This is a genomic window from Streptosporangium sp. NPDC001681, assembly GCF_040298085.1.
In the GTDB taxonomy this organism is placed as follows: Bacteria; Actinomycetota; Actinomycetes; order Streptosporangiales; family Streptosporangiaceae; genus Streptosporangium.
This window is the reverse complement of sequence record NZ_JBEOZN010000103.1, coordinates 21,802-36,262: the sequence shown is the minus strand read 5'-3', so window position 1 is coordinate 36,262 and position 14,461 is coordinate 21,802. Positions and strand designations below refer to the sequence as shown.

Below are 14,461 nucleotides of genomic sequence, written 5' to 3'. Positions count from 1 at the left end.
GGCGGCTACATCCGCCTGATCAACCGCAACAGCAACAAGGCCCTGGAGGTACAGGGCGCCTCCACCGCCGACGGCGCCAACATCGTCCAGTACGACGACTGGGGCGGCAACAACCAGCAGTGGCAACTCGTCCAGGTCGGCAGCGGGCCCAACCCGACCCCGACGCCGACCCCGACCGGTATGTGCGATCTTCCGTCGACGTACCGCTGGACATCGACGGGCCCGCTGGCGACCCCGAAGTCGGGGTGGGTCTCGCTCAAGGACTTCACCACCGCCCCCTACAACGGCAGGCACCTCGTCTACGCGACGACGCACGACACGGGCACGAATTGGGGTTCGATGAACTTCGGCCTCTTCACCAACTGGTCCGACATGGCCTCGGCCAGCCAGAACACGATGTCTTCCTCCACTGTCGCGCCCACGCTCTTCTACTTCGCCCCGAGGAACATCTGGGTACTCGCCTACCAGTGGGGCGGGACCGCCTTCTCCTACCGGACCTCCAGCGACCCCACCAATCCGAACGGCTGGTCATCGCAGCAGGTGCTCTTCTCCGGAAGCATCACCGGCTCCGGAACAGGACCCATCGACCAGACGCTCATCGGTGACAGCACGAACATGTACCTGTTCTTCGCCGGCGACAACGGCAAGATCTACCGGGCCGGCATGCCCATCGGGAACTTCCCGGGCAGCTTCGGCACGACATCAACGGTGATCATGAGCGACACGACGAACAACCTGTTCGAAGCCGTTCAGGTCTACAAGCTCCAGGGCCAGAACCGCTACCTCATGATCGTCGAGGCGATCGGCTCGCAGGGCCGCTACTTCCGCTCGTTCACGGCCACCAGTCTGAACGGTACGTGGACACCGCAGGCCGCGACCGAGAGCAACCCCTTCGCCGGCAAGGCCAACAGCGGCGCCACCTGGACCAACGACATCAGCCACGGCGAACTGATCCGCACCAACGCCGATCAGACCATGACCGTCGACCCCTGCAACCTGCAGCTGCTCTACCAGGGACGCAACCCCAGCTCCGGCGGCGACTACGGCCTCCTGCCCTACCGGCCGGGCCTGCTGACACTACAGCGTTGACGGCATGACACAGGTCCGGCTCGAACGTTCCTGACGTTCACCGCAAAGGCGTACGCCCATCGGGTGAGCGCAGTCACGGCACGCGATCAGGACCGGATGGAGCCGGCACGGCGGGCTCGGTGCAGGACCGAGCCCGCCCGGGTCACGCGGAAACGTCAGCGCTCACATAGCGACGGAATGCGGGGTCGGGCACACACTCCCCAGCCTGAGGTCCACCCTCGAAAGGATCGCCATGAGATCTGCACCATCACGCCGCCTGCTCTGGCGCATGGGCTTGTCGACCCAGACCAACTCCCCCTGCTGATCACCCTCTGAACCGCCTCGGACGTGGCGAACACTCCGACCCGCCACGTCCGAGGTCACCGGCACCCCCGTCAAACATCCGCCTGAGGGAGACGACAGGTGAGACCCGTACTTCGCGCGGCCAGGAGGAGATCTCGCCACCTGGTTCTCTGGACCGTGAGCCTGTTCTTGCTGACCACGTTGTTGCCGTCCCTGGCCAGGGCCGACAACCCGATCGTGCAGACCATCTACACCGCCGACCCGGCGCCGCTCGTCCACAACGGCCGCCTCTACCTCTACACCGGCCACGACGAGGACGGCTCGACGTACTTCACCATGCGTGACTGGCGGGTGTACTCCACCACGGACATGGCCAACTGGACCGACCACGGCTCACCGATGAGCCTGGCCACCTTCGCCTGGGCCGATGCCAACGCCTGGGCCGGCCACGTCGCCTACCGCAACGGGAAGTTCTACTGGTACGTCCCGGTGCGGAACCGGGCGACCGGCGGAATGGCCATCGGTGTCGCGGTCGGTGACAGCCCCACCGGGCCCTTCCGTGACGCGCTGGGCCGCCCGCTGGTCGAGAACGGTGAGATCGACCCCAACGTCCTCATCGACGACAACGGCCAGGCCTACCTCTACTGGGGAAACCCCCGCCTGTGGTACGTCCGGCTGAACACCGACATGATCTCCTACTCCGGCAGCCCGACCCAGATTCCGCTCACCACGGCGGGGTTCGGCACGCGAAACGGCAACGCCAGCCGTCCCACCCTCTACGAGGAGGGACCCTGGGTCTTCAAACGCAACGGCCTCTACTACAACGTGTTCGCCGCCGAATGCTGCTCGGAGTTCATCGGCTACTCCACGGCCCCCAGTGCCACCGGGCCGTGGACCTACCGTGGAACGGTCATGCCGAAGCAGGGGTCGAGCTTCACCAACCACCCCGGGATCATCGACTTCGCCGGGAGCTCGTACTTCTTCTACCACAACGGCGCTCTCCCCGGCGGAGGCGGTTACACCAGGTCAGTGGCCGTGGAGAAGTTCACCTACAACGCCGACGGCACCATCCCGATCATCAATATGACCACCGCCGGCCCTCCGCAGGTGGGGACGCTGAACCCGTTCGTGCGCCAGGAGGCCGAGACCGTCGCCTGGGCAACCGGCGTCGAGACCGAGCCGTCCAGCGAAGGTGGCATGAACGTCGGCTGGATCGAGAACGGCGACAACATCAAGGTCAAGGGCGCCGGCTTCGGCACCGGGGCGTCGTCCTTCACCGCCCGGGTGGCCTCGGGGTCGAGCGGCGGCACCATCGAACTCCGCCTGGGCAGCGCTACCGGCACCCTGGTCGGTACCTGTGCCGTCCCGGGGACCGGCGGGTGGCAGAACTGGACCACCGTCACCTGCCCGGTGAGCGGAGCCACCGGAACCCGCGACCTGTATCTCCGCTTCACCGGCGGCAGCGGCTACCTGCTCAACCTCAACTGGTGGCAGTTCACCCCGAGCGGCGGCAGCGGCGGCGGCGGGAACCTGCTGACCAACGCCTCCTTCTACGTCGAGACGGCCGCCGGAACCGACGGGCTCTACATCGACGACGCCTCCTTCCAATGACCGGACAGAAAGGAGTCACCCCATGTCCAGACGCGGATCCCTGCTCACCGTCATCACGGCCGCGGCGCTTCTCGTCCTCTCCATGGGTGCCGTGGCGATAAGTCACAGTGCGAGCGCGAGCACGTCGAGCAACGCCCTCGCGGCGACCGCCGGGTGCGGCAGGACGCCGACCCTCCAGAACGGCACCAACACGATCCAGAGCAGCGGCAAGAACCGCAGCTACATCCTGAGAATCCCCGGCAACTATGACAACCGGCGGCCGTACCGGCTGGTCTTCGGCTTCCACTGGCTGGGCGGCACCGCCACCGACGTCGCCACCGGCCAGACCGTGCAGCGCGACGTCTGGTCCTACTACGGGCTCCAGCGGCTGGCCGGCGAAAGCACGATCTTCGTCGCGCCACAGGGCTTCAACAACGGCTGGGCCAACAGCGGCGGCGAAGACGTGACCTTCGTCGACGACATGATCCGGCGGATCGAGGCCGATCTCTGCGTCGAGACAACGCAGCGTTTCGCCCTCGGCTTCAGCTACGGCGGCGCCATGAGCTTCGCGCTCGCCTGCGCGAGGGCCGACGTCTTCCGCGCCGTCGCGGTCTACTCCGGCGGACAGCTCAGCGGATGCAGCGGCGGCACCCAGCCGATCGCCTACTTCGCGGCGCACGGCCTGCGGGACGGTGTGCTGAACATCTCCGGCGGGCGGTCGATGCGAGACAGGTTCGTCCGGAACAACGGCTGCACCGCCCAGAACCCGCCCGAGCCCGGCCAGGGCAGCCTGACACACTGGAGCACCACGTACTCGGGCTGCGCGGGCGGCCGTCCGGTCGTCTGGGCCGCTTTCGACGAGGGGCACATCGCCGCCCCGCAGGACGGGGCACCCGGCGACAGCGGTTCCAGAACATGGCTGCCAGGAGAGACGTGGCAGTTCTTCAGCCAGTTCCAGTCCACCCCCACTCCGACCCCCACTCCGACCCCCACTCCGACACCGTCGGGACCGGTCACGGGAGCGTGCGCCGCGACCATCCAGGTGACCAATTCGTGGCAGGGCGGCTTCCAGGGTGAGGTCACCGTGCGCGCGGGCAACTCCGCGATCAACGGCTGGACCGTCAACTGGAGCTGGTCCGGCTCGCAGGCCATCACCCAGATCTGGGGAGGCGTCCGCTCCGGCTCCGGCTCGAACGTGACGGTACGCAACGAGACGTGGAACGGCTCGCTCGGCGCCAACGCGAGCACGACCTTCGGCTTCCTCAGCAACGGCGCACCGGCCACCCCGGCGGCCACCTGCGCCGGCCCGTGACCGCGGCGCGCGTTTCGACCGAGTAGCGATCGGGCCCCTGGCGCGGGGCATCGGCCCACGCCAGGGGCCCGATCACCGATCCCCTATCCACCGAGGAGCGCTGTCAATGAGAAGGAAACGAATACGCGCGTTGCTGACCTCCGCCGTCACCGTGATGCTGACCCTGACGGCGGTCACTTCGGCCACCCCGGCGCAGGCGTTGAACAACGGCGTGGGCCAAACCCCGCCGATGGGGTGGAACACCTGGAACACGTTCGGCTGCAACATCAACGAGACGCTGATCCGGCAGACGGCCGACGCCCTGGTCAGCAACGGCATGCGCGACCTGGGCTATCAGTACGTCGTCGTCGACGACTGCTGGTTCGACCCCAACCGCGACTCCGCCGGGAACCTCCAGGCCAACCTGTCGCGGTTCCCGAGCGGGATGAAGGCGCTCGGCGACTACCTGCACGCCAGGGGCCTGAAGTTCGGCCTCTACCAGGCGCCCCTGGACAAGACCTGCGCGCAGTACTTCAACTCCTACCCGGGCGCGACCGGCAGCCTCAACCACGAGGTCCAGGACGCCCGGCAGTTCGCGGCCTGGGGCGTGGACTATCTCAAGTACGACTGGTGCTCCCCCACCGGCACCATCGACGACCAGGTGCGCACCTTCGCCAAGATGCGGGACGCTCTGGCGGCGACCGGACGACCAATCCTCTACAGCATCAACCCCAACAGCATCCATTCCAAGACCGGGCCGCAGCGTAACTGGGGCGACGTCGCCAACATCTGGCGCACCACCGAGGACATCACCAACGCCTGGAACACGGGCCAGACCAACGGCTACCCGATGGGCATCCAGAACATCGTCAACGTCAACGCGCCGCTGTCGGGCTACGCCGCGCCGGGGCAGTTCAACGACCCCGACATGATGGTGGTCGGCCGGGGCGGCATGAACGACACCGAGATGCGTAGCCACTTCGCCCTGTGGGCCATCATGGCCGCGCCCTTGATCGCCGGTAACGACGTGCGCAACATGGACAACGCGACCACCACGATCATGAAGAACCAACACCTGATCGCCATCAACCAGGACACGCTCGGCCTTCAGGCCACCCAGATCAGCAACGACGGCACGCGCCGCATCCTGGCCAAACGGCTGAGCAACGGCGACGTCGCGGTCGCCCTGTTCAACCAGGGCGGCAGCACCACCACGATCAGCACCACCGCCTCCGCCATCGGCCTGTCCGGCAACTCCTTCAACTTGCGCGACGCCTGGACGAACGCCGTCACCACGACCACCGGCACCGTCTCGGCGAGCGTCCCGTCCCACGGCACCGTCGTGTTCCGGGTCAGTGGCGGCACGCCCAATCCCACGCCCTCGCCTTCCCCGTCCACGTCTCGCATCCAGGGCGTGGGGTCGGGCCGGTGTCTGGACGTGACCGGCGCCTCCCAGGCCAACGGCACCCAGGTGGTGATCTGGGACTGCAATGGCCAGAACAACCAGCAGTGGACCTCCACATCCGCCGGTGAGCTGCGGGTCTACGGCAACAAGTGCCTGGACGTCAACAACAACGGCACCGCCGACGGAACCGGCGTCCTCATCTGGGACTGCAACGGCCAGAACAACCAGAAGTGGCGCTTCAACACCGACGGCACCATCACCGCCATCGGCGCGAACAAATGCCTGGACGTCGCCAACAACGCCACGACCAACAACGCCAGACTCCAGATCTGGACATGCACCGGCGGCCCCAACCAACGCTGGACCCGCGGGTGATTCTCTCGTCCGCCGCACCTTGAAAGGCCGTTCGACGACCTCAGCGGGCAGAGGTCCCGAACGGAAGCCAAGCCCTGCCGCCCTCCTTTCAACCGGTCGGCAGGGCTTGCGCAGTCCTGGTCAGCGGTCCCGGATCCGCCAGGTCTGATTCAGGGGACTGCCCCCTCCAGCCCGGCCGGGTCGTCACCGAAGACCAGCGCATGGGTGTCGAACTCGAACGGCACCGAGGCGTCGCCCAACTCCCGAACCCGGTCCTCCGGCTCCAGGCGCCGGGTCATGCCGATCTTGACGATGTCCTCGCCGAACGCGCCGACATTGGAGATCACGTGCCCGGCCCGGACGCCGGCCTCGCGCGCCTCCACGTCACTGACCGCCGTACCGATCTCCTCCAGCTTCGCTGGTGGGGACTCGAAGGGGAGGTTCACGTCCAGGTCAGGGAGCCTCGGTGGTACGGGTCGCGCAGGGTGACGGCCTCCACAAGTATCGCGGTCGCCCGGCGCGCGCCAACCCCGTCCATCTCGGTAAGGACGTCTGGTGCGATAGGGACGTCGATCACCATTCCCGGGTGGCGATCAACTGTTCCGCATCGGCTTCCGCGAAGCCGTATGCCGACGCCACGAACCAGAAGTCCTCGGCTATCACCTCGCGCGCGACAGTCTCGATCTCACTGCCGGCCGCCTCGAAATCCGTCTCCAGCTCGTTGAACTCCTCCGTCGCGGCCTCCGTCAGCACGTACAGCGCCGTCAGATCCGACGGCCGCTCTGCCTCGATCCGCTCGCACAGTCCCAGCAGGATCGCTTTCCCCTTGTCGACGACATGATCGGGGTAGTACTCGTCCTCGTATATGTCCTTGAGAAACTCATGGTTCGCTACCTGCTGGTTTTTCGGCGGCACCGTGAACTCCTTTTCTCACCACAAATCCGGCGTCTCCATACTGCATTGCGGCACTGACAACGTTCATCAGGACCGCGAGGGTGCGGAGTGGGACACAATGTCTGACCGGCTCCACCTCGTCATACCGCTGCCGACCGGTCCCTGGACGGTGTTCGTACCGGTGAACGGGCGGTGACGGTGGCAGGTCGGACAGATCGCACAGCATTCCCTCTCCGTCGGTGCTGACTCACCTCCCAGTACGGGCACCGGGCATTCCCCCAAATGAAACAGCGCCGGTGGCGCTACGCTGCTGCGTCATGCAGGAGACGCGCCTCGACACTGCTCGGATCCGGGCGGCTCGCCGGGTAATCGACCCGATTTTTCTCGACACTCCGCTGTACCGCTGCGAGGCGCTGGAGCCCGATCTCGGGTGCACGGTGAGCATCAAGCTCGAAACGGCGAACCCGGTCCGCAGCTTCAAGGCCCGCGGCACCGAGGTAGTCGCGAGCCTGCTCGCCGACAACGGCTCGCGAGCCGTGGTGTGCGCCAGCGCGGGCAACCTTGGCCAAGCCCTCGCTTGGTCCGGCCGCGGCCGGGGGTTCGACGTCACCGTCGTGCGCGGCAGCAACGTCGACGTAGACACCTATCACCGCTGGGTCGGTGCGGCTCCCATCCACAAGTCTTGACAATTGCTCCACAAAAATCGCTAGTAGCCCATTTCATGCCGGGAGGGCGCCGCTTCCACGTCCTGTGGATACCTGTACGTAGGGGAGCCGGTGAAATAGAACTCACGGCCGTCGACCCTGACCAGTCTTTCGGCTCCCCCGGCGTTCATGCGCAAGCTCGCGAAGTCCGCACCGGCGTTGTCGATTGCGAACTTGTGCGATTCACGGATTTTCCCTCCCCCTGCGGGAAGCGCGACATGAAATGAAGTGGCCAGAAGCCCCCTACCACCGTATTCGCGCTTTCCACCCGACGTACGGGCATAGACGATCACCGAAGCTCGTCCAAGACGAGGAACCGGTATCTGCACCACCTTCCGGCTGCCCGATGGGACGTGAAGCCATCCCATCGAACTGTCGGTCGAGTACAGGTGCATCGCACAATAAAGATCTTTACCGGTGTTGTTCTCGTAGGTGAATGGCTTGAGCACCAGCTCTTTGGCCCACTTCCGGGCATTCCAGCCAAGCTTGCCAAGGTGGTAGATCCCAAAGATGACCGGCTCGGGCATGGCTGCACCTCTAAGCGCTAGATCACATACACGCCGAGTTTAAGACTTCCAGGGGGTGTTTGAGAAGCGTTGATACGAGCCACATTTCGACACTGCACCGATATGTGGTGCGCCGATATCAGACATACCATTATCTTTCACTTCGCCCGATCTCGAACCGGCGAACGGCCCCGCTCGACCCACATCCGTCCCAGGTCGTCCTCGCGATGTGCCGATCACCGCTGGAGGAGTGGCCTTCACGGACGCCGAGACGACGGATGGTTCGGGACGCCTCCGCCGTTTCCCGCTCCCGGCACCGATCCGGGCAGCCCCGCCGGCAGCGCACCGATCCGGCCGACACAGCCGAAGATCTTCAAGGGGGAAGACCCAGCATGACGTACAGCCGTGCCCGGGGTCCCCTCACATGTTCTCGGCGCCGGCTTTGACGGCTTCGCGGATACGCGAGTAGGTGCCGCAGCGGCAGATGTTGCGGAGGCCATCCAGGTCGGCGTCGGTGATTCCGCGGCCTTCGGCGGCTGCGCGGCGGACCAGCGCCACGGCGGCCATGATCTGGCCGGGCTGGCAGTAGCCGCACTGGGCGACGTCGCGGTCGAGCCACGCCTGCTGCATGGGATGCAGGTCCTTGCCGACCGTGGCCGGAAGTCCTTCGATGGTCGTGACCTCGTCGGTCGGCTGGAGGTCTGCGACGGGGATCGCGCAGGGGTTGACCGCTTTGCCGTTGATGTGGCTGGTGCACGCCTTGCAGACGTTGATGCCGCAGCCGTACTTCGGCCCGGTAATGCCGAGAATGTCGCGCAGCACCCACAGCAGGCGCACATCGCCGTCGACGTCAACGGTAACCTGCTCACCGTTGACGCGGAAAGTGTGCTGAGGCACTCAGATCTCCTTGTTTCAGCGGGCGTGGTTCAGGCCGTCGGTCGGGGATGGGGGAATGGGGGGGACGGTCGGTTTGGGGGTGAAGGAGAGCGTGCTGTGGTTGATCGGGAAGCTGGTGGGCATCGTTCCGGTCGCGCGACCGTACGCACAGGCGACCGCGGCCATCGACGCGGCGACGCCCAACTCCCCGGCGCCGCCGGGCTCCTCGGAGGTGCTGGGCATGACGATGATCCGGAGTTCGGGTGGGGTGTTCCACTGCCGGGTGTAGAAGTAGTTGTCCCAGCTCGCTTCGAGGAAGTACCCGTCGCGCAGGTGCAGGCTGGAGGTCAGGGCCAGCGCGATGCCATCCATGGCGCAGCCCATCATCTGCGCTTCCAGACCTCGCGGGTTGACGGCAAGGCCGACGTCCACCGCGATCACCACCTTGGTGACGCGCGGTCCGGCCACGCCATCCCGGATGGGGCGGTTGACGGTTTCGGGCCGGCAGTCGATCTCCACCAGCACGGCGCTGACGGCCTTGTACTCGGCGTGGAACGCGATGCCCTGCGCGGTGCCGGCCTGCATCGGCCGCCCCCAGGCGCCGACCTCGGCCACCTTCGCCAGCACCGCCCGGGAGCGGTCATCGCGGAGAAAGTCGTGCCGGAACCGGTAGGGGTCCTTGCCCATCTTCGCGGCGAGCTGGTCGACGATGAGTTCCCGGGCACAGGTGACGTCGGGTGAGTAGACGTTGCGCATGCTGCCGGTGTTGAAGCTCTTGTCGGTTTCGTTGAGCAACTGGCTGCCGGCGCCGAAGTTGTAGGACATCGCCTGACTGAGATGGAAGAACGTTTGGGAGAAGCCGATGTCGCCCACCGGAAGCCTCGCGGCCATGGCGGTGATGATCTCACCGAGTCCGTGGCCGAGGTCCGTGGAAACGCTGGTGTGCCGCTGCTTGTAGCTCAGCACGGTGTTGCCGAGATAGGCGGCGCGTACCCGCGAGGTGGCCATCGGGTGGGTACGGCCCTGGCGGGAGTCGTCGGCACGGTGCCACATGAGCTTGACGGGTTTGCCGATCCGCTGGGACACCTCGGCGGCTTCCAGTGCGGCGTCGAAGAACAGCTTGCGCCCGAAGGAACCACCGCCTTCGGTGACGTGTACGGTAACGCTGCCGACCGGCAGCCCCAGCTTGGCGGCGATGGCCTGCTTGGCGACGAGCGGCGATTTCAACGCCGACCAGATCTCGGCGCGGCCGGCCCGCACGTCGGCGATCGCACAGTTGGGTTCCAGCGCGCTGTTGCTGCGGAAATAGAAGGTGAACCTGCCTTCGACGGTCGGAGTCAGCGGCTTGAGCCCGAGCGGTAGCTCCGCGGCCTCCAGTTCCCGGAGCACGGTCTCGTCGGATTTTCCTTCCGCGGTACCGGGTTTCCAGGAGACCCGCAGGGCGCGTACGGCGTCGATGCACTGGCCGAAGGTTCTGGCGCGCACCGCCACCCCGGTGGAGATCGTCACGACATCGGTGACACCCGGCATGGCGCGGACCTCGGCGAGATTGGCCACCGAGCCGACTTTGCCGTTGATGGTCGGCGGACGGCACACCATCGTCGGCTTCGCGTCCGGGACGTCGAGGTCCATCGCGAACTTCTTGCGCCCGGTCACCGCGTCCAGCGCGTCGATCCGGTTGTGCGGTCTGCCGATGACGGTGAAGTTCTCGCGTGAGGTGAGCTCCACCGACACCTGCTGGGTGCGCGTACTCGCGGCCCTCTCGGCGAGCGCACCGATGTCGACGCTGCGACCGGAGCGATCGATGATCACCCCGGCCTTCAGCGTCAGGTCGGTGACCGACAAGCCGAGTTCGGTCGCCGCGGCCGCCAGCAACCGGAGCCGGGCGATGGCGGCGGCGACCCGGATCGGGGTATAGGTGGCGATGGTGGTGTTCGACCCGCCGGTGAGCTGGTTGAACACCAGCTCCGGCCGGGCATCGGCCAGTGTGACACGCACCCGTTCCAGCGGCACGGCCATTTCCTCGGCGATCAGCATGGCCGTCGAGGTGGTGATGCCCTGCCCCACTTCGGCCCGCGGCAACGCGAACGACACCGTGCCGTCCCGGTTGACCTCGACCGAGATCAGGCCCGAGGTCGGCAGCGCCGCCGCGGTCATCATGTCGTTGAGGTCGAGCAGTTTCGTGAGTTCCGGTGAGGGCAGCCGGACGTCGGACGTCGGCGTCAGATTGAGTTCGGTGGCGACCACCAGGGTCGGAGCCGCCACCACGTACCCGAGGAACCGGCGCCGCCCGATGCCCTCGTCCGGGCCGCCACCATTCGATCCCATCATCATTCAGCTCAAACCCGGACGGTTGGTCGTGGGGATCTCGATCTTGGTTTCCTGGGCCTTGGTGAGATAGAACAGGATGTACTTCCGCACGGCTTCGTCGAGGACCCAGGCGGTCTCGGGTACCAGAGGCAGCGGAATGAGACCTTCGCGGAATCTCACCAGTTTCGGCCAGAGGGTGGGGATCAGCAGGTCCCACACCGGCTCGCGTTTGATGCCGTCCCAGTCGGCCACCCGGTCGCCGACCAGGTACCGGGCGAGCGCGTTGCACAGCGGCCGGCTGATGCCGGCGGGGCTGGTCTGCTCGGCGAGCTGGCCCAGCAGGATGTCGGTCAGCTCCACACCCTCGGGCGTCGGCCCCATGTTCCGGGGCAGGATCTGGTCCGACTGAGCGTTGGCCGCGGCCCAGGTGGCGGGAATGTATTCGTCCTTGATGCCGAGCATGTGCGCGGTCACCTGCCACACATGCAGGTACGCCTCGGAGTGGGCGGCGCTGATCGGGACCTTCCATTCGAGCATCTTGCGCATGGCGAAGGTCGGCAAGGTGTGCCAGGTGACCAGCATGTCCTCCTGGCTGATCGGGATGTCGCCGGTCCAGTGGGGGGACTGCTGCAGTAGGTGTCGTACCGCCGCGTGCACCAGCCGGGTCTTCACCGCCTCGACCACGCAGGAGCCATCGGGCCGGTACGCGTTCAGAGATCCGACGGCGAATCCCAGGATGCTTGTCTTGGCGACGCGGTCCTCCATGTCCGCGCCGCCCTTGGAGTAGTAGACCGAGAGAGCCTCCTTGGGAATGGCGGTGCTCAGCATGCCGCCACCCACGCCGTTGAGCAGATTGAGGTACAGCCCTCTGGACTTGTTGAACTCGGCTGCGGTGTTCAGCTTGCCGTGGTTTGCCCACGACGGCAGTTGGCGTGCTCTCTCCATGAAGTCCCGCAGGTCCGCCGGCAGCCCCGCGGGCAGGGGCTGGTCGTTACGGGTCCAATTCCACAGCAGGCGGTTGACCTCGGGGACGGCGCCTCGATCGATCAGCGAGGCGACCAGCGGGTCGGCCTCCTCGTCCCACACCCACCGCGGATCGGTGCCGGCGCCGGCACCCGCGATCGAACCGCTCGATGCCCAGGTCCAGGGCGTCGCCCGAGCCGGGAACGCCATCCCCAGCGCTCCGAGCGCCCCCAGGGCTCCACCTGAGATCAGCATCTTGCGCCTGCTCAGCTCTGCCATGCCGGACTCCTCCTGAGTTCCGCACGCTGATGATACGATGATACATATCAGGTTTATTTGTATCTCAACAAGGGCGCAAGCCGATCAGGAAACATTTGAAGAAACAGCTGATCGCTTCGCGGCTTCCGGCCGAACCTCGGCACTCCGGCCGGTTTCTCATCGATATCGAACAAGCCCGCACCTGCGCTGACCGGATGGTTCTGGATGATTTGCGAGCTTGTCACGCTCCATGCCGACAAGCAGCCGACCAGGGTGACCCGATATTTCCTGGCGCCCATGCCGGAACCGATCGACTCCCCGGATCGATAACCAAGAGCCCGTTTCTCAACCTGGCGGCAACTGTTCGTAGCGCTCCGTTGATATCAGTCACCGGTCATGAGTGTTCAGGCGTGTTAGAACCTGTTTCGGGTATTCGTGAACAGATATGACTGGGGCGTCGGCACACCCAGGAAACGGTCAATACGGGAAACCATGGCCGCCCACACAGGGGACTCGAACGGGCGGGGCGGAAGGCCTGGGCCCGGACTCTGCTGGATTCCGGGCCCGAGAATTCGTAACGGTGTCCTGGCCTACGGAAAGCAAGCCAGGCCGGGGGCTTTCCTCCGCTTCTGGGCCGAGGGTCCGGCTCAGGAGTTCGGGTAGTTCGGGTTGTTGGTCAGCGGAATCTCGATGCTGATCTGCTGCGCTCCGGACAGGTAGGCCAGGAGTACCTTGCGAAGGAGCTCATCGAAGAGCCAGTAGGTGCTGTCCGCCCCCGGGAACACCTTGAGCACGCCTTCGCGGACGGCGATGAAGGGCCCCCAGAACGTGTTGAGAAGCCCATCCCAGAGCGGATACCTGGGGATACTCAGCCACCCGGCGATCTCGTCGCCGAGCATGAAGCGCGTCAACGAGCCAAGTACGCGCTTGGTGAGGAGGCCGGCATCGATCGTGGCGCCGAGCTCCAGGAGAATGTTGGCCAGCTTGACACCCTCGGGCGTCGGGGCCAGCACCGGGTCCAGGACCTGCTTGGCCTGGGAATTGGCCTCGGCCCACGAGGCGGGGATGTACTCCTCCTTGATACCGAGCATGTACGCGGCCAGCTGCCACGTGTGCAGGAAGGCCGCGGAGTCGGCGGCGGGCATCGGCACCTTCCACGCGACCAGATTCTTCATCACGGTCGTGGGCAGGCTGTGCCAGGTGACCATCATGTCCGCCTGGCTGATCGGAATCTCCTCGTCGGCGGACCTCTGCCAGTGCGGGGACTTCGGCAGCAGATGGCGCACGGCCGCATGCGCCAGCCGGGTCTTGACACAGGTCACGATCATTTCGCCGTCGGCGTCGTAGGCGTTCCGAGTCCCGATGTCATACCCGAGCTTGGCGGTCTTGGAGATGCGGTCCTTCATGTCCGCACCACCTTGCGAGTAGTAGACCGCCCGCGCCTCCTTGGGGATGACCGTGCTCATCATGCCGCTGGCGAAGCCGTACAGCACGCCGGTGTAGAGCCCCCGCCTGTTGTTGAAGTCGGCCGCGGCGGCAATCTTGCCTCTGTCGGCCCAGGCCGGCAGCTGACGGGCCTTCTCCATGAAGGCCTTCAGGTCCGCCGGCAGTCCGGCCGGCAACGGCTGACCGTTCTTGGTCCAGGTCCGCAGCAGAGTGTTGACCCTGGGCACCTCGCCCCGGTCGATCAGCGAGGCGACCAGCGTGTCGGCCTCCGGGTCCCAGACCCACCGCGGGTCGAGGCCTGCCCCTGTGCCCACCACCGAGCCACTGGGCGACCACGTCCACACGCGCGCCTGCGCGGGGGTCGCGACGGTCAGCGCACCGAATGCGCCCAGCGTCCCTCCCGCCCGGAGCATGTCGCGCCTGCTGAGTTTGTCCATGCCTTCGTCCCTTCTCCTCGTGAGGCCGAGAGCATTGCTGATACGATGAAACATGA

12 protein-coding genes are annotated in these 14,461 nt (G+C 66.1%); 5 read left to right on the top strand and 7 right to left on the bottom strand.

The window, feature by feature from the left end; translation table 11 throughout:
* The 4 genes from ABT130_RS34795 to ABT130_RS34780 form a co-directional block, all read left to right on the top strand.
* Positions 1-1,089, top strand: a 1,089-nt coding sequence (locus ABT130_RS34795) for a non-reducing end alpha-L-arabinofuranosidase family hydrolase (protein ID WP_350962799.1), incomplete at its 5' end; no start/stop codon positions are given.
* A 402-nt stretch (positions 1,090-1,491) separates the two neighbouring features.
* Positions 1,492-2,982 carry a glycoside hydrolase family 43 protein gene (locus tag ABT130_RS34790; RefSeq protein ID WP_350962797.1) on the top strand — a complete coding sequence of 497 codons (1,491 nt, stop codon included), beginning with the start codon at positions 1,492-1,494 and terminating at the stop codon, positions 2,980-2,982.
* Positions 2,983-3,004: 22 nt separating this feature from the next.
* Positions 3,005-4,273 carry a CE1 family esterase gene (locus tag ABT130_RS34785; RefSeq protein WP_350962794.1) on the top strand — a complete coding sequence of 423 codons (1,269 nt, stop codon included), beginning with the start codon at positions 3,005-3,007 and terminating at the stop codon, positions 4,271-4,273.
* A gap of 106 nt (positions 4,274-4,379) precedes the next feature.
* Positions 4,380-6,032 carry a glycoside hydrolase family 27 protein gene (locus ABT130_RS34780; protein WP_350962791.1) on the top strand — a complete coding sequence of 551 codons (1,653 nt, stop codon included), beginning with the start codon at positions 4,380-4,382 and terminating at the stop codon, positions 6,030-6,032.
* Positions 6,033-6,181: 149 nt separating this feature from the next.
* On the opposite strand, the gene ABT130_RS34775 is transcribed toward ABT130_RS34780, so the two are convergent.
* The gene (locus ABT130_RS34775; RefSeq protein ID WP_350962788.1) at positions 6,182-6,457 is read right to left on the bottom strand and encodes a GIY-YIG nuclease family protein; all 276 of its coding nucleotides are present in this window, start codon (positions 6,455-6,457) and stop codon (positions 6,182-6,184) included.
* Between the two features lie 127 nt (positions 6,458-6,584).
* Positions 6,585-6,926: a DUF5713 family protein gene (locus tag ABT130_RS34770; RefSeq protein ID WP_350962786.1), complete on the bottom strand. Its 342-nt coding sequence runs from the start codon at positions 6,924-6,926 to the stop codon at positions 6,585-6,587.
* A gap of 296 nt (positions 6,927-7,222) precedes the next feature.
* On the opposite strand from ABT130_RS34770, the gene ABT130_RS34765 reads away from it, so the two are divergent.
* Positions 7,223-7,591 (top strand): pyridoxal-phosphate dependent enzyme, encoded by a 369-nt coding sequence (locus ABT130_RS34765; RefSeq protein WP_350962783.1) that lies wholly within the window; start codon positions 7,223-7,225, stop codon positions 7,589-7,591.
* 20 nt (positions 7,592-7,611) lie between these two features.
* Here the strand turns inward: ABT130_RS34765 and ABT130_RS34760 are convergent, their stop codons facing one another.
* From ABT130_RS34760 to ABT130_RS34740, 5 genes are all read right to left on the bottom strand, one after another.
* On the bottom strand, positions 7,612-8,136 hold the full coding sequence (locus tag ABT130_RS34760; RefSeq protein WP_350962780.1) for a hypothetical protein: 525 nt from the start codon (positions 8,134-8,136) through the stop codon (positions 7,612-7,614).
* A gap of 399 nt (positions 8,137-8,535) precedes the next feature.
* Positions 8,536-9,012: a (2Fe-2S)-binding protein gene (locus ABT130_RS34755; RefSeq protein ID WP_350917680.1), complete on the bottom strand. Its 477-nt coding sequence runs from the start codon at positions 9,010-9,012 to the stop codon at positions 8,536-8,538.
* A 15-nt stretch (positions 9,013-9,027) separates the two neighbouring features.
* A complete protein-coding gene (locus ABT130_RS34750) occupies positions 9,028-11,325 on the bottom strand; it encodes a molybdopterin cofactor-binding domain-containing protein (RefSeq protein WP_350962777.1) in 2,298 nt (765 codons plus the stop codon).
* Positions 11,326-12,543: an oxygenase MpaB family protein gene (locus ABT130_RS34745; RefSeq protein WP_350962774.1), complete on the bottom strand. Its 1,218-nt coding sequence runs from the start codon at positions 12,541-12,543 to the stop codon at positions 11,326-11,328. It abuts the gene before it with no gap.
* A gap of 626 nt (positions 12,544-13,169) precedes the next feature.
* Positions 13,170-14,405: an oxygenase MpaB family protein gene (locus tag ABT130_RS34740; RefSeq protein WP_350962771.1), complete on the bottom strand. Its 1,236-nt coding sequence runs from the start codon at positions 14,403-14,405 to the stop codon at positions 13,170-13,172.
* Positions 14,406-14,461 lie beyond the last annotated feature (56 nt).

Bases quoted from the DNA above. Each gene is read 5' to 3' on its own strand.
- ABT130_RS34745 (WP_350962774.1), bottom strand. From the start codon at position 12,543: ATGGCAGAGCTGAGCAGGCGCAAGATGCTGATCTCAGGTGGAGCCCTG.
- ABT130_RS34760 (WP_350962780.1), bottom strand. From the start codon at position 8,136: ATGCCCGAGCCGGTCATCTTTGGGATCTACCACCTTGGCAAGCTTGGC.
- ABT130_RS34780 (WP_350962791.1), top strand. From the start codon at position 4,380: ATGAGAAGGAAACGAATACGCGCGTTGCTGACCTCCGCCGTCACCGTG.
- ABT130_RS34785 (WP_350962794.1), top strand. From the start codon at position 3,005: ATGTCCAGACGCGGATCCCTGCTCACCGTCATCACGGCCGCGGCGCTT.
- ABT130_RS34750 (WP_350962777.1), bottom strand. From the start codon at position 11,325: ATGATGATGGGATCGAATGGTGGCGGCCCGGACGAGGGCATCGGGCGG.
- ABT130_RS34740 (WP_350962771.1), bottom strand. From the start codon at position 14,405: ATGGACAAACTCAGCAGGCGCGACATGCTCCGGGCGGGAGGGACGCTG.
- ABT130_RS34765 (WP_350962783.1), top strand. From the start codon at position 7,223: ATGCAGGAGACGCGCCTCGACACTGCTCGGATCCGGGCGGCTCGCCGG.